The sequence below is a fragment of the Bradyrhizobium sp. B025 genome, assembly GCF_042257955.1.
GTDB classification, from domain to species: Bacteria; Pseudomonadota; Alphaproteobacteria; order Rhizobiales; family Xanthobacteraceae; genus Bradyrhizobium; species Bradyrhizobium diazoefficiens.
Window position 1 is genome coordinate 1,364,383 of the sequence record NZ_CP170150.1, and the last position, 21,813, is coordinate 1,386,195.

General features: G+C 63.6%; 10 protein-coding genes and 4 pseudogenes. 7 read left to right on the forward strand and 7 right to left on the reverse strand.

Annotated features, from left to right (window positions below; translation table 11 throughout):
* Positions 1 to 79: 79 nt before the first annotated feature.
* The 3 genes from ACE10W_RS06445 to ACE10W_RS06455 are packed head-to-tail and all read right to left on the reverse strand — an operon-like array spanning position 80 to position 3,501.
* Positions 80 to 826, reverse strand: coding sequence for a DCL family protein (locus ACE10W_RS06445; protein ID WP_018647872.1), 747 nt, complete (start codon positions 824 to 826; stop codon positions 80 to 82).
* Positions 801 to 3,281 (reverse strand): AAA family ATPase, encoded by a 2,481-nt coding sequence (locus tag ACE10W_RS06450; protein WP_231166584.1) that lies wholly within the window; start codon positions 3,279 to 3,281, stop codon positions 801 to 803. The genes ACE10W_RS06445 and ACE10W_RS06450 overlap by 26 nt, the downstream gene beginning before the upstream one ends.
* The gene (locus ACE10W_RS06455; RefSeq protein ID WP_131234255.1) at positions 3,274 to 3,501 is read right to left on the reverse strand and encodes a hypothetical protein; all 228 of its coding nucleotides are present in this window, start codon (positions 3,499 to 3,501) and stop codon (positions 3,274 to 3,276) included. The genes ACE10W_RS06450 and ACE10W_RS06455 overlap by 8 nt, the downstream gene beginning before the upstream one ends.
* A 245-nt stretch (positions 3,502 to 3,746) precedes the next feature.
* Between ACE10W_RS06455 and ACE10W_RS06460 the strand changes: the two genes are divergently transcribed.
* From ACE10W_RS06460 to ACE10W_RS06485, 6 genes and pseudogenes are all read left to right on the forward strand, one after another.
* Positions 3,747 to 4,943: a hypothetical protein gene (locus tag ACE10W_RS06460; RefSeq protein WP_011084732.1), complete on the forward strand. Its 1,197-nt coding sequence runs from the start codon at positions 3,747 to 3,749 to the stop codon at positions 4,941 to 4,943.
* Positions 4,944 to 5,116: 173 nt separating this feature from the next.
* Complete coding sequence (locus tag ACE10W_RS06465; RefSeq protein ID WP_375762586.1) at positions 5,117 to 7,240, forward strand: ParB/RepB/Spo0J family partition protein; 2,124 nt, start codon at positions 5,117 to 5,119, stop codon at positions 7,238 to 7,240.
* Between the two features lie 98 nt (positions 7,241 to 7,338).
* Complete coding sequence (locus tag ACE10W_RS06470) at positions 7,339 to 7,752, forward strand: hypothetical protein (RefSeq protein WP_028176020.1); 414 nt, start codon at positions 7,339 to 7,341, stop codon at positions 7,750 to 7,752.
* 273 nt (positions 7,753 to 8,025) lie between these two features.
* Positions 8,026 to 12,349: pseudogene (locus ACE10W_RS06475) on the forward strand (strawberry notch-like NTP hydrolase domain-containing protein).
* Positions 12,349 to 13,416, forward strand: coding sequence for a toprim domain-containing protein (locus tag ACE10W_RS06480; RefSeq protein WP_375762587.1), 1,068 nt, complete (start codon positions 12,349 to 12,351; stop codon positions 13,414 to 13,416). Before ACE10W_RS06475 ends, ACE10W_RS06480 begins: the two are co-directional and overlap by 1 nt.
* A gap of 330 nt (positions 13,417 to 13,746) precedes the next feature.
* The gene (locus tag ACE10W_RS06485; RefSeq protein ID WP_011084737.1) at positions 13,747 to 14,673 is read left to right on the forward strand and encodes a DUF2493 domain-containing protein; all 927 of its coding nucleotides are present in this window, start codon (positions 13,747 to 13,749) and stop codon (positions 14,671 to 14,673) included.
* 655 nt (positions 14,674 to 15,328) lie between these two features.
* On the opposite strand, the pseudogene istB reads toward ACE10W_RS06485, so the two are convergent.
* The 3 pseudogenes from istB to mobQ form a co-directional block, all read right to left on the reverse strand.
* Positions 15,329 to 16,182, reverse strand: a pseudogene (istB, locus tag ACE10W_RS06490) (IS21-like element helper ATPase IstB).
* A pseudogene (gene istA / locus ACE10W_RS06495) lies at positions 16,182 to 17,485 on the reverse strand (IS21 family transposase). The pseudogenes istB and istA overlap by 1 nt, the downstream one beginning before the upstream one ends.
* A gap of 304 nt (positions 17,486 to 17,789) precedes the next feature.
* A pseudogene (gene mobQ, locus ACE10W_RS06500) lies at positions 17,790 to 18,775 on the reverse strand (MobQ family relaxase); the annotation flags it as partial.
* A 163-nt stretch (positions 18,776 to 18,938) separates the two neighbouring features.
* Between mobQ and ACE10W_RS06505 the strand changes: the two are divergent.
* Positions 18,939 to 19,079, forward strand: a complete 141-nt coding sequence (locus ACE10W_RS06505; RefSeq protein WP_156149859.1) for a hypothetical protein — start codon at positions 18,939 to 18,941, stop codon at positions 19,077 to 19,079.
* A 34-nt stretch (positions 19,080 to 19,113) separates the two neighbouring features.
* On the opposite strand, the gene ACE10W_RS06510 is transcribed toward ACE10W_RS06505, so the two are convergent.
* Positions 19,114 to 21,384 (reverse strand): outer membrane protein, encoded by a 2,271-nt coding sequence (locus ACE10W_RS06510; protein ID WP_231166583.1) that lies wholly within the window; start codon positions 21,382 to 21,384, stop codon positions 19,114 to 19,116.
* Positions 21,385 to 21,813 lie beyond the last annotated feature (429 nt).

Here is a 21,813-nt window from a genome sequence, read left to right on the forward strand (position 1 = left end):
GGCATCGTCGCCGACTTAATATTTTCCTAGTGCCCGGTGAGACGGGAACGCGCGGCGAAACGCTCATGACCGGCAGTGGCTATCCTGTCAGCGTAATCCGGCCGTCCTTCAGCCGATGCCGACTGGCTTGTGCCAGATTGACCGTATTCCGCACGAAATCGAGCCGCGCAATCCCAGCGTGGTAGGCTCGAAACGCCTCGCTCAGGGCATTATCCGTCACCTCAGGCGAGACTTGATCATCCTTGCCTGTCGTGAGCGGCACATTGTCGAGTGATAGCCCGCGCCCGCAAAGAAACGTCGTCACGATGACCTCGAAGGTCATCGGTGGACGGTGATCCATATGCCCCTCGTCCTGCGCGATGCGTTCGCCCGTCACGGCGCAGGAAACCAGACCGTCAGAACCGCTGTGGGTGGCGAAGAGATTATCGCGGGCCTTGTAGAGATCGAAGCGCACCGCGCGTCGAAAGGCTTGGGCGACCTCCTGCTTACGGCTGGGTGGTCGCTGGGAGATGCAGTGCGGATAGGAGAAATCCGTGCCGCTGCCGTCGGTGCGGATGATCCGGAAGCATTGCGTCCCATGCTCGGTCATCATAACCTGAAAATGGCTGACGCCACAGCCCACCTTGGCAACATATTCGGTGTGGCGTTCGAGAAGAGCGGCAACGTCGAGGCCATCCTCGTCGCTCACTCGCTCACCGGGCTGGTGGCGGTTCAGCATGGCCTTGAAGAACGCCGTTGCGTCGCCTTGCTTCTCGAAGCTGCGTGTCGCCAGCTCGACGGGTCTCGAACGCCCCCCCCATTCAAGCCGCCCCTGCTGCTGCCGCAAACTCGAACTGCGCCTCGCAGCCATTATGCGCACATACCGGCTTTTTGAGAGTAAAGGGCCGCTGGAATTTCGTTCGACTGCACTTCTTGCAGGCAAACTGGCTGCGGAAGGTCTTGAACTCCTCCCAGCGCGCTTTCTCGTCACCAATCGAACTGTCGCCATAGGGCCCGTCCTGGAAGTGGCTGCCGAAATTCTCGATCTCGCCCTTCACCAGACTGTCGAGGAAGCGGTTGTTGACGCCCGGCACCAGCGCCGGCACTAGCTTGGCATCCTTGAGCAGGCCGGCGAGCGCAGAGGCCAATTCGCTGCGTTCGTAGGAATAGGCCCTCTCCAGCGGTCGGATGCGGACGCTGACCCCGAAATCCCGACAGATGCCGAGAAGCCACTCCTCCTCCGCCTGGCGCATCTCGTTGGCCGCCGACTGGCCCGCCGCCCAACGCGCCTCGATCATCTCATCGCTGACCTTGTGATCAGCGAAACGCGGCCCGTAGGCCGGATCGAGGCCAATGATCCGGGTGAAGTGCCACGCTTTCGCCTCGAGCTGATCCTTCAAATAATTGAAGAACCGCTCGTCGTGCGTGGTGATCAGGATCTGGCAGTCTCCGAACATGGTGGCGATGAGTCCGGCAATAGTGCGCCTATGATCCGCATCGTAGGAGGTCACGATGTCGTCGAGCGCGATGATGGGCGCGCCTGCATTAAATTGCTTGATTGCAGCCATGCGCAACGCCAGCGCCACCGAATGGATCTGGGAGTCGCTCAAATAGCCACCCGGCTGCACGCCCGTGCGGTTCTTGGCGAAATCGATCAGGAGGTTGAGCCGCTGCTGGTTCGTGTCGTCTTCCGCCGGCAACTCCAACCGGATTGGCGCGGCGCCAGCGCCCTGGATCCGCTTGTAGATGTCGTTCATCGGCGTCTGAAGCTTGTCGAGCAGAGTCTGCACCTTCTTGCGGATCTCGGCCGAGATTATCGTCGCCTGCGCCGTCAACGCGTCGGAGAGTTTCCCCAGCTGTGTTCGCGTCCGTAGGGCGAGGTCCCGCTCGCTCTGTAGCTCCAGCAGCCGATCGATCTTCGTCTTGGCTTTGATATAGGTGTGGTCGCCTTGCTTCGACTCGATGTCGACGATGGCCTGATCGAGCATAGCGAGCAGCTTGGCGATCGAGGCAACGATATCGGCCGAAGCCGGCACGGCAGCCTGAGGCCAGCCGGCGATGCCAGTTTGATATGCGATGAGATCGGCTTTCAGTTTCGCTTCATCGTCGCCGAGGAGGCCAATAAGCCCCGGTAACGCCGCCACCAATTGGGTATGAGCTTTGGTCGCCGCGGTCTTGGCTGCGTCGAGCACCTTCTTGGCGGCGGCATAATCGGCCAGCTCTTCCAGATGCTTGGCGATATGTTCTCGGATGGCCCCGGCACTGCCCGCCGCCGAGTCGGTTACGGGCGTTTCACAGACTGGGCATACAGCAGGCGCCGGTACACCTTCGGCGAAAAGCGGCTCTGCGGCTTTCCACAAAGCCTGAAACATAGTGCTCGCCGCCTTGCCGCGCTCCTCCGCTTCCTCCGCGACGGCGGCCGACAGCGCCCCCAAGGCCGCATCAAAGGTCGGAATAGCGCCGCCGACGACGGTCTTGCCGCTCTCCGCGTCCGTTACCTCAGACCACAAAGCGGCCGCCGCATTGCTGATCTGACGCAGGCCTGCAAGCCCTATCTTGTTCTCTTCGGCCTTGGCTCGCACTTCCAGCTCGATATAGGCCGGATCACCAGCCGTCAGCGCCATCAGCACTAGCACCGCGTCGAGCGGAGCCAAGACCGACGTGTTGGCGTAAGCGAGGATCGCCACCGAATCCCAGGCTTTCACCACCTGGGCCGTCTTCCGAGCAAGCTGGGTGTCTGCGCGCTGCAGTGCCGTGCCGTCCTCTGAGGCAGCCTTCACCTGCGTGCGCAGCGCGCGAATATTCTTCTGCACCTCGACCAGCGGGCCAAGCTGCAGCCAATTGGCGACATCCGTGTAGCGCTGTTCGGGCGTGTGGATTTCGACGAACGTGCGCAGCGCATGCCCGCGGATGATCGGCGGCACCGCGAAGCAGGCGTTCAAAGTCGTGGCCACCGCCGGTATCGGTCGCTTCGTCCCCGTCGCCGGTCGGCTGCCGTTGGTGGCATCCTTGCCCGAAACGACGCCAATCGTGACCGCCGGAGCGATCTTCGCCTCCTCCGACAGATTGTGCGCCATTGCGACGGGGCCGGCCTGATTGTTGATAGTGCGCTGCCCGAGCCTTTCGAGTGTGCCATCCTTGGAGAACATGAATTCCAGCGCATCGATGACACTGGACTTGCCGCTGCCATTCGGCGCGAAGATCGCCAGACAGCGTTTTTTGCTGAAATCGAACGTCTTTGGTTGGAGATACGCGCGGAACCCGGAAAGTCCCAAGGATTGGAGGAAGTAAGGGTCAGCCATTGGCCACCTCCGGTTTTGGAGGATTGGCACGTTCGCCTGCGAGTTTCAGGATGGCATCCTTGGCCTGAGCGACGGGGTTCTGAGCGGGCGCCGCCTTCAGGATGTACGTCTTCAGGATCTCCGCTAGGCCGGCATCGACACCTTCTCTTTGCTTCAGGCTTTCTCCCAATGTCGTAAGAAATGCCTCCGGCGAATCTGCCGGCTCTGCTTCACCTTCCACGCATTTAGCCCCCAGTTGTTTGCTTCTGACAATACACCGCGACTAACCAAAGGAGAATGACGCTTCCTTGAAACTACGTGCCTTTATGGGGAAAGCTTTCCCCTGCGGCCGAGCCGAGGTCTCGGCCGACCCCTTCTGCGGGGAAACCCCGCAATGCCCCATTAGAGTGAGAGGGCGGACCGGCTTCGCCATGACGGGTTGAAGAACGGAGGAGAGGCCTCCGGCGCCTGTCGTGGAGATGAACCATGATCCAAGTCGAAGTTCTGAGCGCTGGCCGCGACCACGTCGGCGGCTACAAGGTGGACGTGACCCGCGGCGAGCGCGTCGGCCGCGTATCGTCGGAGTGGTTCTCGCGACCAGCGGATGAGCGTTATCTCTCGCTGTCAGACCTCTACGCCGCCGTGCACCGCCGGACCGAGCGTAGCCGGATCCGAACGGTCGACAGCGCTGCGATTCGGGTTGATGCCAACCGCGGCAACCCCGAGCGCCTGACGCTGACTCTGCCCGGCTCCGACGCGCCGATCGCACCGACGCACTGGAGCTTCGGCCAACTTGCCAGCCTGGTTGGAGCGCCGGCGGCTTACCTCCGTCAGCTGCCGGCGCCGCTGGCCGGCATTAACCTGCAATACGGCTTGACCTCTCGTTCCGCCGAGCAGATGAAGACGCTCGAGATCGAAGAGGGTCGAGTCGAGCTACGTGCAGTCACCGGGCCCACCTACGGGCGCATCTTTGACCACGAACTCGTGGCAGCCGTTCAGCGCATCGCCGGCAATGGCACGGGCGACACACGCTGGAAGGTGCCTGGCGTGCTCGACTGGTCGACTGGCGTCTACAATCCGAACGTTGATATCAGCCAGGATACGACGACGCTCTACGCGTCCGATCGTGATGTCTTCCTGTTCCTGGTCGACGATCTCAATCCGATCGAGGCCGGCCGGCTGCGCGACGGTTCGCCCGACCTCTATTTCCGCGGGTTCTACTGCTGGAATTCCGAGGTGGGAGCGAAGACGCTCGGCATGGCGAGCTTCTATCTCCGCGCCGTCTGCCAGAACCGCAATTTATGGGGCGTGGAAGATTTCGAGGAGATCACCATCCGCCACTCCAAATACGCCGCTTCGCGGTTTGCCCACGAGGCGGCCCCGGCGCTGGCCAGCTTTGCCAATTCCTCACCGATGCCCTTCGTCAACGGCATCAAGGCCGCACGGGAGAAGATCGTCGCGCGCACTGACGACGACCGCAACGAGTTCCTGCGCAAGCGCGGCTTCTCGAAGGCCGAGACGGCGAAGATCATCGAGAGGGTGTTAACGGAGGAAGGCCGCAAGCCCGAAAGCGTGTTCGATTTCGTGCAAGGCATCACAGCGGTTGCGCGGGGCAAGACCCATCAGGATGCACGACTCGATATGGAGGCGCGCGCGAAGACGCTGCTCGACCGCGCAGCCTGATACCCGGAAAGCCGAAAGATGCGGAAAGGCGTGTCTCCGGCTTCGTGCCTTTCCGTTTGTCCTGATCGTCGGTTTGCGACGCTGCCCTTGAGAGGAAGAGGGCGGCGCCGCGCTTCATGACGGGTTGGAGATCCAGAGAGAGACTTTGGGTTGCCCGTCGCGGAGTATCACCCATGGCTACTGCCGTTCAGAAGATCACCCTGTCGTCCTCGCGCGACATTCCCTTCAATAAGCTGGTGCTCAGCCAGTCAAACGTCCGGCGTGTGAAGGCCGGCGTCTCCATCGAGGAGCTGGCCGAGGACATCGCCCGGCGTACCCTGCTCCAAAGCCTCAATGTCCGGCCGGTCCTCGACGCGGAGGGCGAGACCGGCATGTTCGAGATCCCGGCCGGCGGACGCCGCTATCGGGCGCTGCAGCTGCTGGTGAAACAGAAGCGCCTGGCCAAGACCGCGCCGGTGCCCTGTGTCGTGCGCGATCCGGCGACCGGCATTCTCGGCGAGGACGACTCGCTCGCCGAGAACGTCCAGCGCGAGCCGCTGCACCCGCTCGACCAATTCCGCGCCTTCCTGACTCAGCGTGAGAAGGGCCGGACCGAGGAGGACATCGCGGCTGCCTTCTTCACCTCGGTCAACGTCGTGAAGCAGCGCCTGCGTCTCGCCTCGGTCTCGCCCGCGCTGCTCGACGTCTATGCCGACGACGGCATGTCGCTCGAGCAGTTGATGGCCTTCACCGTCACCGCGGATCACGGCCGCCAGGAGCAGGTCTGGCAGGCCATCTCTAGCTCTTGGCAGAAGGAGCCCTATCAAATCCGCCGCATGTTGACGGAGAAAACGGTGCGCGCCTCCGACCGGCGCGCCGTGTTTGTCGGCCTCGACGCCTACGAGGCGGCCGGTGGCGTGGTGCTGCGCGACTTGTTCCAGTCCGACGATGGCGGTTGGCTTGAGGACATCGCTCTGCTCGACCGTCTGGTCGCTGAGAAGTTGAAGGCGGAGGCGGAAACGATCGCCGCCGAAGGCTGGAAGTGGATGGAGGTCGCGATCGACTTCCCCTACGGCCATGCTCGCGGCTTGCGCGAGCTGGACGGCGTACTTGCCGATCTCACCACCGAAGAGCAGGCGGCCATCGAGGCGCTCGAGGCCGAATATGTCAGGCTCCAAGCCGAGCATGACGGCGCGGATGAGCTACCCGACGAGGTAGACCAGCGACTTGGCGAAATCGAGACGGCCCTCGGCGCCTTCAATGATCGACCCGTCATCTATCAGCCTGCCGACATCGCCCGCGCGGGCGTGTTCGTCGGCATCGACGCCGAAGGCAAGCTCTTGGTTGATCGGGGCTACGTCCGACCCGAGGACGAAGTGCCCGTGACGGAGCCAGAGCAGGGCAGGGGCAGTGAACCCGATGCCGCGGCCCTGGACGGTGCTGAACCATCAGCGCCGGCTATCCAGCGCGCCGTCATCACCATCGGCGGGCAGGATGAGGAGCCCGAGGACGAGGATGATGATGCGGTGAAACCGCTGCCGGACCGCCTGCTCACCGAGCTCACGGCGGAGCGGACTTTGGCGCTGCGCGACAAGTTGGCGATCACGCCTTCGGTCGCTTTCCAATCGGTGCTGCACAAATTCTGCCTCGACGTCTTCATCCGCTATTCCTCCTACGGAACGGCAATGGAGGTCTCAGTGCGCAACGCTAGCTTCCCGGTGCAGGCGCCGGGTTTAAAGGACAGCTCGGCGGCCAAGGCAATCGACGCGCGCCACAAGACCTGGGACGAGCGCCTGCCCAGGGACAAGGCCAATCTCTGGGACTGGCTCAGCGGCCTCACCGCCGACGAGCAGGCGGCGCTCTTCGCGCACTGCGCCTCATTCGGCGTCAACGCGCTCTACGAGAAGGGCGACCGCTACGGCGGCGGCATCACGCCGCACACCGTCGAGCACCGGATCACTGAGGCCGATCGCATCGCCCGGGCCGTCGATCTCGACATGGTGGAGTCCGGTTGGCGCCCGACCGTCGAGAACTATCTCGGCCGCGTCCCGAAGCTCCGCATCCTGGAGGCGGTGCGGGAGGGGGCCGGCGAGCAGGCCGCGCAGCTCATCGATCATCTGAAGAAGGGCGACATGGCCAAGGAGGCCGAGCGCCTCCTGGCCGAGGCCGGCTGGCTGCCCGAGCCCCTGCGGATGCCCGACGCCCAACTGGCGGCGGCTGTCGATGCCGCTGAGCCCGAGGGCGATGGCGAGGCGCTGCCGGAATTCCTCGCCGGCGACGACGAAGCGGACGAGTCGCGCATGATCGCGGCCGAATAGCTCGAGCACGCGGGGCGGCTTCGGCCGTCCCGCGTCTTTTCACTGCCATTCTCACCAAAGCCTGGCGCGAGCCGGGCTTTTGCATTCTGGAGGCTATCGTGCCCTTCTTCACCATCGAGACGACCTATCATTTGCCGATCTATCGGCAGCGAACCTACGAAGCCGAAACGCTCGACCAAGCCTGCGATCTCGCGATCGCCGACGAGGGCTGGGACGACAACAGGTCGGACGTTGAAACGTCTGGCGATACCTATGTTACCGGTGCCTGGGAAGGCCGCGACGCTGCCTTTAGCGGCCGGCGCCTGGCGTTTCCCTCACGTTTCGGCGAGCAGGTCCAGCGCAAGGCCGGCCATTTCGAGGTGCTGCTCGGTCTGCTCAAGATACTCATCCACGCTCCGGAGGAAGGCTCAGTGGATGTCGAGCTTTGGCGCCGACGCGCGGACGTCGCCATCGCAAAGGCCGAGGCCATTCTGGCGGGCGAAAATGATCCGATCGAGGGAGCTGCGTCGTGACGAAATACATCGTCATCTTCGTCGAAGGCGACGAAAACTACCGCGCGGAAGCGGTCGCCGTCGCTGATGACGGCCAAGCCTCGCCATCTTGGCTGCTCGGATACTGATGAATGCTCCGTACACGGCGCGCCGCCATCCGGGGGGCGCCGTTTCTCATGTCGGGCACCGCCTTGATGCTGAGAGGGAGAGGACGGCCGGGACGGGTTTGAGCCGGCGCGGTCAGAGAGAGCGCCGATCGGCTCGCCCGTTCCCGCTCTCCTGAAGGCTTCCTCCATGACTGACCTTTCCCCGATCGCGGCCGATCAGGCCGCGCCGATCTCGCCTGTTCGCGCTCCCGAGGGCGCCAGTGTCATCATCGCTGCCGCGAGTCATCTCCTTCCGCATCTCGAGCGTGGTCGGCGCATCGACGCCGCGATTCTCCGCGCAGCAATGGAAGCGGCCTCCGGCGCATCCGATGCGACGGGCGCGTGGGACTGGAAGATGACCTATGACGCTTGCGAGGTCGCCACCGTCTTGTTCCTACGCAAATACGGAAAGGCGCTCTTCCGCAAAGCCGCTTCTCCGGCTTCTCGACTTTCCGCCTTGGACAAGATCGCGGGGCTCCTGCCGACCCACACGCGCCGCTCTGTCGAAAGCGAGACTTTCCAGCAATTCTCGACACCGCTCCAGCTCGGCCTGACCGCGCTGACCGCGGCCGCCATGACGGCGGCCGATCGCGTGCTCGAGCCGTCCGCAGGCACGGGGCTACTCGCCATTCTTGCCGAGATCGCCGGCGGCGGCCTCGTTTTGAACGAACTGGCCGAGACTCGGGCCGCGTTACTTTCTTCCCTCTTTCCGGCCATTTCCGTCACGCGCTTCGACGCGGCCCAGATCGACGATCACCTCGATCCCCCGGTCGTCCCAGGTGTCGTGCTGATGAACCCGCCGTTCTCGGCGATGGCGAACGTTTCCGGCCGCATGCCCGATACCGCGTACCGTCACATCGCCTCGGCCCTGGCGCGTCTTGCCGATGGCGGCCGGCTCACGATATCAGGCGCAAACTTCTCACCCGACGCTTCAGCCTGGCGCGACGCCCTCGTCCGATTGCAGGAACGCAGCCGCGTGGTGTTCACCGCCGCGATCGCCGGCGCGGTCTATGCCAAGCACGGCACCACCATCGAAACACGTCTCACCGTTATCGACAAGGCGCCGGCCGATGACCCGAACGTGTTCCCTGAATTGCCGGGAGTGGCGCCCGATGTCGCGACGCTGCTCCGCTGGATCGGCGAACGCGTTCCACCTCGCCTGAGCGTCGCATCAACCGGCGCGCTTCCCATGTCAGTCTCGTCAGCGCCTCGCACCGTGCGCGGCTATCTCGCGCCGGCCACCACGCAGTCGGTCAGCGCGTCGGTCGCGGATCCCGAGGCCGTCGACCTCGCGTATGAGACATTCGACTGGATCCCGCCCGAGGGGGCGTGCCTCAGCGATGCCATCTACGAAGAGTACCGGCTCCAATCGATCCGGATCCCCGGCGCGCAGGCGCACCCGACCAAGCTGGTGCAGTCGGCTGCGATGGCCTCGGTCGTGCCGCCGAAGCCGAGCTACAGGCCCCGGCTGCCGGCCAGCCTCGTCAGTGATGGCATCCTCTCCGACGCCCAGCTTGAGACGGTCATCTATGCTGGCGAGGCGCATGTTGACTATCTTGCCGGCTCTTGGACGGTTGACGAGACCTTCGACCTGGTCGCGGCCGCCCGCGACGACGCGCCGAACGCGGTCCGTTTCCGTCGAGGCTTCATGCTCGGGGACGGCACCGGCGCCGGCAAGGGTCGCCAGTCCGCCGGCATCATTCTCGACAATTGGCTGCAAGGCCGGCGCAAGGCGGTCTGGATCTCGAAGTCCGACAAGCTGCTCGAGGACGCGCAGCGCGACTGGTCGGCGCTGGGCATGGAGCGTCTGCTGGTCACGCCGCTCTCGCGCTTCCCTCAAGGCTGCGAGATCCGGTTGGCCGAAGGCGTCCTATTTTTAACCTACACTACGGTCCGACGACCGCGGCGAGAAGCTTTCGCGCGTCCGGCAGATTGTTCAATGGTTGAGCTCCGACTTCGACGGCGTCATCATTTTCGACGAGAGCCATGCCATGCAGAATGCCGGTGGGGGCAAGGGCGAGCGGGGCGATGTCGCGCCCTCGCAGCAGGGTCGTGCGGGCTTGCGACTTCAGCACGCGCTGCCCAATGCCCGCGTTGTCTATGTCTCGGCCATTGGCGCCACCACCGTCCACAACCTCGCCTACGCCCAGCGGCTCGGCCTGTGGGGCGGCGAGGATTTTCCGTTCGCCACCCGCGCTGAATTCGTCGAGGCGATCGAGGAGGGCGGCGTCGCGGCGATGGAGGTGCTCTCCCGCGACCTTCGCTCGCTCGGTCTCTACACCGCCCGCTCGCTTTCCTACGATGGCGTCGAATACGAGCTCGTCGAGCACCAGCTCACCGACGAGCAGCGGCGCATCTACGACGCCTACGCCGGCGCCTTCAGCGTCATCCACAATCACCTCGACGCGGCAATGCAGGCCGCCAACATCACTGGCGAGACTGGCACGCTCAACCGCCAGGCGAAGTCGGCCGCGCGCTCGGCCTTCGAGTCAGCCAAGCAGCGTTTTTTCGGCCATCTGCTCACCAGCATGAAGACGCCGACCCTGGTCCGCTCGATCGAACGGGATCTGGCCGAGGGCCATGCCGCTGTGATCCAGATCGTGTCGACCGGCGAGGCGCTGATGGAACGCCGGCTTGCCGAAATCCCACCTGCGGAATGGAACGACGTGCGCGTGGACATCACGCCGCGCGAGTACTTGCTGGATTACCTCGCCCATTCCTTCCCGGTGCAGCTCTATGAGCCCTTCACCGACGCCGAGGGCAATCTCTCGTCGCGGCCGGTCTTCCGTGATGGCCAGCCGGTCGAGAGCCGCGAGGCCGTCGCCCGCCGTAATGAGCTGATCGAGCGGCTCGCTTCGCTTCCGCCCGTTCCCGGCGCGCTCGACCAGATCGTGCAGCGTTTCGGCACCGACCTCGTGGCGGAAGTGACCGGACGTTCGCGACGCGTGGTGCGCAGGGGTGACCGCCTTGCCGTCGAGAGCCGTGCCGCCTCCGCCAATCTCGCAGAGACCGCCGCCTTCATGGATGACCTGAAGCGCGTGCTTGTCTTCTCCGAGGCTGGCGGCACGGGCCGCAGCTACCACGCCGAACTCTCGGCGCGGAATCGCCGGCTTCGGGTCCATTATTTGCTCGAGCCGGGCTGGAAGGCTGACGCCGCGATCCAGGGTCTCGGTCATACGAACCGCACCAACCAGGCACAGCCGCCGCTCTTCCGGCCGATCGCGACCGACGTGAAGGCGGAGAAGCGCTTCCTGTCGACCATTGCGCGCCGGCTCGACACGCTGGGTGCGATCACGCGCGGCCAGCGCCAGACCGGCGGCCAGGGCCTGTTCCGGCCCGAGGACAATCTTGAGAGCCACTACGCCCGCGATGCGCTGCGCCAGCTCTATCTGCTGCTGGTGCGCGGCAAGGTCGAAGGCTGCTCGCTCCAGACCTTCGAGGACGCCACGGGCCTGAAGCTCATGGACGCGAACGGCATCAAGGACGAGCTGCCGCCGATCACGACGTTCCTGAACCGGCTGCTCGCGCTCACCATCGATCTGCAAGGTGTGCTGTTCACGGCGTTCGAGGAGCTCCTCAATGCCAAGGTTGAGGGCGCCATCGCCAGCGGCGTCTACGATGTCGGGCTGGAGACCCTGCAGGCCGAGAGCTTCATCATCACCGATCGGCGCCCGATCTACACGCACCCCCCGACCGGCGCGGAAACCCGGCTGCTCACCATCATCGAACGCCGGCGCAATCGCCCCATGACGCTGGATCAAGCGTTCGATTATCTCGCCGATGCTCGCGCGGTGCTACTCGTCAACGAGCGCTCGGGGCGCGCCGCGGTGCAGATTCCGGCGCCAAGCCTCATGCTCGATGACGGCGAGATCGAGAGCCGCGTGCGGCTGATCCGCCCGATGGAGCACCATCATGCTTCGATGAAGATGATGGACGAAAGCCACTGGCAGCCTGCAGAGCGCGAGACGTTCGCCGCAGCATGGAACGGCGAAGTCGTCGACGTCCCCGAGTTCGCCGAGAGCACCCTTCACATCGTCGCCGGCTTGCTGTTGCCGATCTGGAAGCGGCTGCCGAACGAGTCGACACGAGTCTATCGGCTCCAGACCGACGAGGGTGAGCGCATCATCGGTCGCAGGGTCTCACCAGCCTGGGCGGCGAACGCTTGCGCGACCGCTACCTGCAGCTTGACCCCACCCGAAGCCTTCGCAGCGCTGATGGAGGGGCGCACTGTCCTCGACCTCGCCGAGGATCTGCAGCTTCGCCGTGTCCGCGTGATGGGCGTCCATCGCATCGAGCTGTCCGGCTTCACTGATGCAATGCGTGACCGGCTGCGCGCCTACGGCCTCTTCAGCGAGATCATCTCGTGGAAGCTGCGCATGTTCGTGCCATCAGATGCGACGGGCGCCGCGGCGTTGGCAAAAGTGCTCGACCACTATCAGGTCGTGCGCATCGGCGAGCGGGAGGCCGCCTGATGGCCCGCGACAACGCATCTGAGCTGGCCCGCCGTCTCGCGCGTGACGCCGAGGCGGTGTGCCGCCATTATCTGTCCGACGGAAGGCGCCAGGGCCGCTACTGGACAGTGGGCGACGTCCGTAATACGCCCGGCCGGTCGATGTTCGTCCGGCTCAGCGGACCGGAATCCGCTCCTGGCGCCGCCGGCCATTGGCGAGATGCCGCCTCGGCCGAACATGGCGATCTCCTCGATGTGATCCGCGAGAGCTGCGGTTTCACTAGCTTTCGCGATGTCGCCAATGAGGCACGACGCTTTCTGAGCTTGCCGCGTCCAGAACTGGAGAATGAGCCAGATCGCATCCGGTCGAGAACATCGCCCGCGCCCCTCGGATCGCCGGAGGCGGCGCGGCGACTCTTCGGCATGTCGCAGTCGATCGCAGGCACACTTGTAGAAGCGTATCTCCGCAATCGTGGCATCACCGCTTTGCACGAAACCGGAAGCCTGCGCTTTCACCCACGTTGTTACTACCGGCCCGACGACCACAGCCCGACCGAGACCTGGCCGGCGATGATCGCCGCCGTCACCGATCTGAACGGCCACCTGACCGGCGCGCATCGCACCTGGCTTGACCCCGGAGGCTTCAGCGAGACGACGCTCGGCAAGGCGCTGATCGACACGCCGAAGCGGGCGATGGGTGACCTGCTTGGCCAAGCCGTTCGATTTGGCATAGCGGGTGAGGTCATGGCGGCCGGCGAGGGCATCGAGACAATGCTGTCGCTTCGCTGTGCTCTGCCGACCATGCCGATGGTCGCAGCCCTCTCGGCGGCGCATCTCTCTGCCATCCTTCTCCCGGACACGCTCCGCCGGCTCTACATCGCCCGCGACAACGATCCTGCCGGTGACGGCGCCATGGCAACCTTGATCGATCGGGCGCAGGAGGTCGGGATCGAGCCGATCGTGATCTCGCCACGGCTTGGCGACTTCAACGAGGATCTTCGCCTGCTCGGATTTGACGCCCTTCGAGCCGCGAGCCGCGTGCAGATCGCGGCGCGGGACGTCGCGCGCTTTATGGAACTGGCGGCATAGCCGGAACGGGGATGAGGTGCGACGCAGCCGCTTCGTTATCGCGAGGCCGGTGATCGTGTTCCCCTCAGCGCCGGAGAGGACCTCCCCACGGCCTTCTGAGAGGGCGATCGGGCGGCAAGCGGCCCGGACCGGCAACCTCCGTGGACCGACTATTTTCCGTCGGCGGCGGAGCCGCCTTTACATCGCGAGGCAAAATAGTCGGCCCCCTTCGGCCCTCCGCTAAGGCTGCGGCCCTCCGCTCGCGCTGCGGGTGCAAGTCCGTTCCGCCCGCCGCTTTCGTCGCCATGAAGGCCGCGATGGGCGCGGTCGATCCGACGAGGGAAAGCCGCAATGACCACCGACCGCGACAACAACTTCGAGCACCACGGCTCATCCCCAACCGACCACGTCCTCCAGGAGCTCCAGCTCTATGGCTACCGCCCCTTCCAGGACGAACCCGATCCGAGGCCGCTCCCCGAAACGCACATCCTCGCCGGCAGCATCGCCGACATCTTCGGTGCCCTGGTGGTGGCGCTGTCCGATACTCGCCTGGAGCCCGACCTTGAAGACCTGCTCTGGTCGACGGTGAACGTCTTCCATCGCGCTATCGACAGGATCGAGCGCGAGCTCGACGATAACGAGCTGGCGCAGCAGCGCTCGCAGCAGGAGCAGGACGGCAGCGAGATCAAATCCGTCGAGCTGGAGCGACTGACGGCGGAAGGGCAGACGCTGATCGAGCGACGAGGCGCCTTCGAGCTGATGCGCGACCACGCCGCCGACGAATTCGAACGCCACACCCACTCCGCTTGGCGGCCGCGCAACGGATCGAGGGTCAATCACCGCAATCTGACCTCAGCGATGATCGACAGCCGCGATTTCCTGGCCGCGAAGAAGCGCGCCGACAACCAGGTGCTCATGCCGCCCGGCCCGAAAGTCGCGTTGACAGGCGGTCTCGAATTCAACGATTACCGGCTAATCTGGGCTAAGCTTGACCAGGTGCACGCCAAGCATCCGGACATGGTGCTGCTGCACGGCGGATCGTCCAAGGGCGCTGAACTGATCGCCGCCAAATGGGCCGATAGCCGCAAGGTCCCGCAGATCGCCTTCAAGCCCGACTGGACGAAGCATGCCAAGCCTGCTCCCTTTAGGCGCAACGATGCGATGCTGGAGACGCTGCCGATCGGCGTGATGCACTTCCCCGGCACCGGCATCCAGGACAACCTCGCGGACAAGGCAAAGAAGCTCGGGATTCCGGTCTGGAAATTCGGCGACGCGTGAGCGCTGCCGCAAATTCTAGCGGTCAAGAGCCTCCGGCTCGCTCGATGCCGCTGATCGTGCGACCAGCGGCGGGCCCACATGCGTTCGCCGCAGCCTTGCACCGGGTTCGCTCGGATCACACGAAAAACCTGGCATGAAAGCCAGGGCTCGTGATGAAACGGCGCCTATCCGGCCGCGACGATCGACTGCTAGTTGGCATGAGGTTTTTTGAACAAAATATGACTCTGCGGCGTCCATTCTTGAGTGTCGCGCTGATATACGTCGCCACCATCGATCGTTGGCCTTGCGATGTAGGTTAAAGTTCTATGGGACTTTCTAGTCCCGCAATGAACCGTTGTTGGCTGCACGAGAGGCAGGCGCTTCGCAATAATTACCATAGGTCGGTGGGAGATTCTAGTTTGTTGAGTGCCACGAACACGCGATCGCCCGCAGCTTCTCATTTCCGAGCCAACCTGAAACGTTGCCGCGTTTCCTCAACTTGAGGACGCTTGCATTGAAACTAGAGCTGGCCCCGCAAATTCGGACAGTAGCTTGAGTGGATTTTCTGCCTGACAGTGGCGAGGCTTCTTGCCGCGAATCAGGAGCGAAGATTGCCAAACGCCATCCGGAACTGCCCCCTTTGCGTTATGAAGAACTGCCCCCACCATCTGGGTTATTATCTCGGTTGAAGGTTGTTTCCGCCGGTGACGGGCCGGAGGAGGCAGAGCCGACCGGAGGGCCGTCACCAGCGGGCGGCGGCTGGATGAGGCCGCTCTTGCGCTTGGCGCGGAGCCGGTAACTGTCGCCGCGGATCGTCAGCACGCGGCTGTGGTGCAAAAGCCGGTCGAGGATCGCGGTGGCGACCACGGGATCGGCGAACACAGTGCCCCATTCGGCAACGCTGCGGTTCGACTTGATCAGCATCGCGCCGGTTTCGTATCGGCGGCTGACCAGTTGGAAGGGCCGCGTCAGGTTCCAGCGGCAGGTAGCCGAGTTCGTCGACAATCAGCAGCTTCGGCTTGGCCAGCGCGAGCAGTTTCGCGTCCAGACGCCGTTCGCCATGCGCCTTGGCAAGACCCGCGACTAGCGTCGTCGCCGTGGTGAACTGCACCGTGTATCCGGCCAGGATCGCGTCTCGTCCGAGCGCGATCGACAAGTGCGTCTTACCTCAGCCTGGCGGGCCGAGCAGCAGCACGTTCTTTCCGTTGGCTATCCAACGTGATGCGGCAAGATCACGGATCTGCTTTGGATCGATTGACGGCTGCGCCTGCGCCTCGAAGTCGAAGCCAGCAAGCTCCTTCACGGCCGAGAAGTGTGCGAGCTTCAGCGCCATCTCTATGCGGCGATGGTCCTTGGGTGCGATCTCGCGCTCGGATAGCAGGATCAGCGTCTCACGCGCCGACAGTTTCGCGCGCGCCGCCTCGTCGAGCAGGCTGTCGAGCTGATCGCGGATACAGAGAGCTGCAGTCGCACCAGCATGGCATCGAGCGGATCGGTCGTTGCTTCCATTATCTTCTTTGCCCGCGCCATCAGAAGCTTCCTCCCACCACGGCTTCGTGTTCGGCAAGAGGGCGCAACAACGACAGCGATGAGGACGGCGTCAGGACCGCCGCCGCGATCTCAGCCCAGCGGACCGCGCTATTGCGACCAGCAACACCATCGAGATGGGGGCGGTGTCGATGATCCGCAGCCGGCGTCCATCCGATTGCTTGTGGATCGCAACCTGGTGCATGCCATGGCGGATGCGGACCTCGCCGGCCGCGACCGTCACCGCCACGCGCTCGCCGATCAGCCGCCACGGCACCGAGTAGCCGTTCGTGTCGATCTCGACGGCGCAATCATGGCCGACGACGCGGGTCAGTTCGCGCAACGATCCGAACGACGGCTGCCCGCAGAGCGGTTTCAACCGGTGTGCCTCGTCACGCGCGAAGCGGACGATCGGCGCCTCGCCGGTCGTGCCGTGGATACGCACGTTCGCTACCTCACGCTCCCACTCGACGAGATGCGCCTCGAATGCCTCCCAGCTCGCGAAGGAATGCCCCGCAATCGCGTTCTTCTTCACGTAGCCGACGCCGTTCTCCGTCTTGCCCTTCGTGCGCGCCCGATACGGCGCGCAAGCGCGAGGACGGAAGCCCCAATGCTTCGCGAACGCGATGAGCCTGTCGTTAAACTGAACCAACCGGCTCACCGCGTCATGGCGCACCACGAGCGCGCGGGGATTGTCCATCAGCACTTCCTCCGGCACGCCGCCGAAGATCGCGAATGCGCTCTCGAGCCCGGCGAACCAGTGCTCTTGCTTCTCGGCCCGGAACGCACGGACATGCAGCAGCCGCGAATGCCCGAGCGTCGCCACGAACACAAACGCCTTGATCTTCACCCCGCCGATCTCGACCAGACGCTCGCCGAAGTCGATCTGCAGCTGCCGGCCCGGGGCGTCTCGAAGCGCGTCGTCGCCAGCGCTTCGGCCTTCAGCGCCTGGCGATAGGGCTGCGCGGCGCGTTGCAGCGTCCGCCGGCTGACTGCCACGCCTCGCTCGGCCAACAAGTCCTGGCGCCCACGTCGGCATTGCCGCGATGCCGAATGAGCCTCTCGCGCAGCCAACCTTCAAGGCCGTCGAGCTGCTTCGGCCGCTCAGGCGACTTGAACGGCTTCACCCCGCCCGCCGCCACGTAGTCCTTCACCGTGTGATGGCTGCAGCCCAGATGCCGCGCAATCGGCTTCACACCCCACCCGCACGCCTCAGGCGCAACATCTCCGCCACGTCATCCGGCGTCTTCATCACCTGCCCCCGTGGATCGCTCCATGGCGAGCCTTCAGCTCGTTCTTGCTTCATTCACTCTCTCCTCAGCTATCCGAGGAGGGGGCAATTGCTCGTGACGCTGAGGAGGCAGCTTTCCATGGCGCGCGACACGAAGATGACGAAGAAAAGCCGGCGGGCGCACTCTCCGGCATTCAAGGCGAAGGTTGCCTTGGCTAACTAGCTCCTGGAAGGCGCCGCCGGCATGTTTGGGGATGACAATCATCACCGACGATCCCGACCTGTTGCCGGGAGTCCGCCTTCGCCGCAAGACTGAACCGGCTGGTGCTGCAGGGGCTCGGCAGCTAGTCCAAACACGTGCCACGCTCCACTGCCCGCCCTTGCGGGTAGCCACGAGGTCGGCGGCGCGCTGTAACCGCTGCTCGGCCTCGATCATGGCGCGGTTGGTAAATCGTGCCTCGCCCCGTTCGTCATTGCCGAGGTCCACGAGATCAGGCGAGGCAGTCACCGCATTCATCACCTGGTTGAATGGTCCAGTCCGTCCGAATGACGATGCGCGAACATCGCAAGGTCACGCCCGGTGAAGGGCGCCTGCTGGTGGGTGATGGCGTCCAGTGCAACATGAGGGTCCGCGATAATCCGCTCGCCATTCTCCCGCGCAATTCGTCGATAGTCCTCGGCGCCCTTGGCCTAAAGACCTTCCGTCTCCATCCGCTGCCGGGGCTGCCAATCTTGTGCTGCGGCTCAAGCGCGATGCCCTGGGCCTCAAGGCTGCGGTGATCGATCCGTGCCATCGATCGAGTTCAGCCAATCGCTCGTTAACATGCTCGGCCCATTGCTCGCGCCCCCGCTCGACAAGCTCCGTGCGATTCCACTCCCACAGCTCGGGACCGAACCTAGGCTCGCCATCCTCGCCAATACTCACGCCGCGCATGGTGAGTATGACATGGGCGTGGGGTTTCGCCATGCCGTCCGTGCCGATATATCCCAATGCAAAATGAGATCAGCGGTCATGCCGGCCTCCACGAACTCGGCCACTACGAAGTCGCGGGCCAGTGTGATGCCCTGTTGCTGGTTCATCTCCTGCGAAATGGCAAACTCCACCTCGCGGGCAAGCTGCGCATCCTTTCTGATCTCACGAGCTTCAACCTCGTTCCAAAGCTGTTCACGGTCGCGCCAAGCTTCCGGCGCGTGCTCTGGCAGCATCACTTCGGAATGGACAATGCCGCTCTTGTTGGAAAAGTGCTGATCGCGGTCGATACGCGCGTCATGCAACCGCGAGCCTGAGCGGTAGGCGGCCGACGCAATCGCGCGCTGTCCTTTCGCGCGGCTGATGACTTCGACGCTGAGGTGATAGATTGCCATGACGGCAATCCAGCTACTATCAACAAGCGCACGTCGGAACGACGTATAAGCGCCCCTTGAAAAAAATTCTCGGGACGGCTCACCATAGTTCGCAATCCACCGGCTGCCTCTCCACAGGCGCGTGGCTATTCTCAGGTGCATCATCAATCGATGGAGACCGAAGATGCGCAAACGACAGGACGTTGATGCGGAGTTGAAAGCATTCGCCAACAGGACGAAACAACTGAGGGAATTGCGCGTGCGGCTGCTCGGAGAACTCGTCGTGCCGGAGCGTCGGCCAGCAAACAAGAAGGCCCAGCCGTGAGGCCGAGCCTTCTTGCGTCAGTATCTCCCGACTCTTACCTCGCTCCAAGTATCGGCAGCTTGTAGTTCACGCCAAGGCTAACGGTCTGTACGGTCGTGCTGTTGGGTGAAAGCGGTACGCTGCCAAGCCCGGCGGTGGTAAAGACGGGCGACTTGCCGAAGTCGTAGTACTTGTACTCCAGCGCCATCGACCAGTTGGGCAGCAGCGCGTATTCAAGACCGCCGCCGACCGTCCAGCCCCAGTTCGTGTTGCCATTCGTCAGTATGGTGCCGGAAATACCGCCGGTGTTGAACTGGTTAGTCTGACGATCCCAGGCGGAGCCGCCCTTGACGTACAGCAACGTGCGGTCAAACGCGTACCCGACGCGCCCGGTCAGAGCGCCAAGAGCGTCGATCTGGCTGCCGCAGTTGAAGCCGGCAATCTGCGGGCTCGGGAATGCACCAAAGCAGGTGTTGGTGCCTTGGACGTTGGCCCAGTAACCCGAAGCCTCAAGACCCAGGACCCAAGAGCCCGTCTGGTAGTTGATGCCGATCTGACCGCCGAACATGGCACCACCCAGATCAGCGTAGTCGCCCGACACCGGCGTCGGGAACGGATCCGCATAGTGGCTTCTGCCCTTGCCCGCGCCGATCGTGCCGCCGAGATAGACGCCGGCCCAGTTCGTGGGCATCACTGGTGGGGGCTCCTTATCGATCCCGTTTGCCTTGGCCTGGGCGGTGTCGAGTTCGCCGGACTTGTAGGAGGCCTGCAGGAAGCCGCCATAGCGCTCCGAATAGAACTTCGTTGTCTGTGGTGAGCCACCGGGAAACTGGGAGTAAGCGCTATCGGTTGTAAAGAACCAGTAGCGGCCGCCCACACCAACGCTGAAGCGGTCGGAGACGGCATAGGACAGCACGGCCTCGAACTGTGTGCCCCAGCCGTGGCCCGGATCAGGCGTGGGATTGATATCGGCACGGAGCCAGTGGTTGTCGAAGCCGGAGCGGCTAGCGTAAGGCAGGTAGGCAGCATCGACTTCAAGCTTGAGCCTGTCGGACAGCCTCGCCTGTGCATTGATGCCGATAGCAGCCGCCCGCCAAGTCTCGGTTTCGCTTAGGACCAGGAAACTCTTCGAAGCCTCTAGCGGGGGCCCGTTGGTCGCCTGTTGTTGGATACCAAAGCCGTTGGCGCGCTCATAGAACGAGTGATAGCCGACGTACGCACCAAGCCTGCGGCCGTCGTCGTTGATGAAGTTGTAACCGACGTCCGCGGTGCCATACGTGAACCTACCACTCTTCATGTCCGAGTTCGTGTTGGAGTAGTTGATGTAAGGGAAATCCTCATCGTTCAGCTTGCCGTCGACGAGAGGCCCGAGGCCAAGATTGCCCCTGGCGAAAAACCCGCTCTTGTGATCGAAGCGGAAGAAGGTTTCCGCGGCATGTCCGGTCTGATCGCCATAGATCAGGCGAGAGACCAGGTGTGTGGGCCGCAAGCCGTACAGGTCCTTCTGCATGCGGCCCGTGCTGCCAAAATAGCGACTCCCGGCTTCAATCGTCCAGCCGCCAAGCAGCACTGGCGTCGTCGCCGCATCGGCCCTGGCATTCAGGATCGGCCCGCCAAGGCCATAATTGACGCCTGCCTTGATCATATCAAACCGTTGCCTGAAGCCGACGGTCGAGGCGTTGTTGAACTGGTCGACGTAGTTGGAGTCCTTGCTGCCGAAATCAAAATGATCGTATTCGACAAACGCTGACAGATTCGGGCTGAATGCGTACTCAAGTCCCAATCCTCCCATCCAACCCCAACGCGTGCCGCTCTGGTTGAACTTGTTGATGTAGTGACTGGTCCGGGCATCGCTCTCGTCGGTCGCCCACGCCGCGCCGGCCTTGCCGTAAATCAGCAGATTGCCCCAGGTCTGTCCTAGCCGGCCAGCAATCGTGCCGAGCGAGGTGACGCGATTGTCGCAGGTAAAGCTGATCACGCCGTAGCGGTTGTCCGCACGATTCGCGCATTTCGCAAAGCCGTCGACATCGGCGGCGCTTGCCGCGATCTCCAGTCCGGTCACCCAAGTGCCAAACTGATAGTTAACGCCGATCTGGCCGCCGCCAAGCAGACCTTCGGCGTTGCCGCTTCCGGGGAAACCTCTGTTGGAGAAATCCGCCTGCAGCCCGGTGGCGGTCTGCCAATCGCTTGAACCGAATGCGCCCCCGAGATGCGCGCCGACGTAAATGCCGGTCCAATTCCACAGGGTCGACGGCGCTGCCGTAATCGGCGGCGCGGTCTTGACCGGCAGGTCCGCCGCGTGAGCCGGACCGTAAAGGCCCGCCATCCAGCAAATTGAGTTGCTGGCAAGCAATGCCTTCAACCAGCACGGACGAGAAAAACGAAACCGATCATGCCCCATGGTTATTGGTACGTCCCTGGTAGACTGGAAAAGTGTGAAATGGATCCGCGGAGCGGGACCGGCCCTGTACGCTGCCGGCTGATTTCGCATACAGCGGCCCGTCGGACCATTGCGCGGCCTCTTGGTCCGCACCAAAGCGGTAGTTCAGGCCAAACTTTCCGATGTGATAGTTGCTGGTCAGGCTGGTTGTGTCCGCCGGCAGAATCGCAAACGGAAGTAACTGCACTGTCGAAGCCGTCGCGACACTCGTGCCGCCAAAATGCCTTGGCTGCGCTGCTCGCGACGAGCGCAATTGGTGTCGCTCCACAAAAGATAATTCTAGATCGCATCAAAGTTTGTCCTGCACTTCCCAGT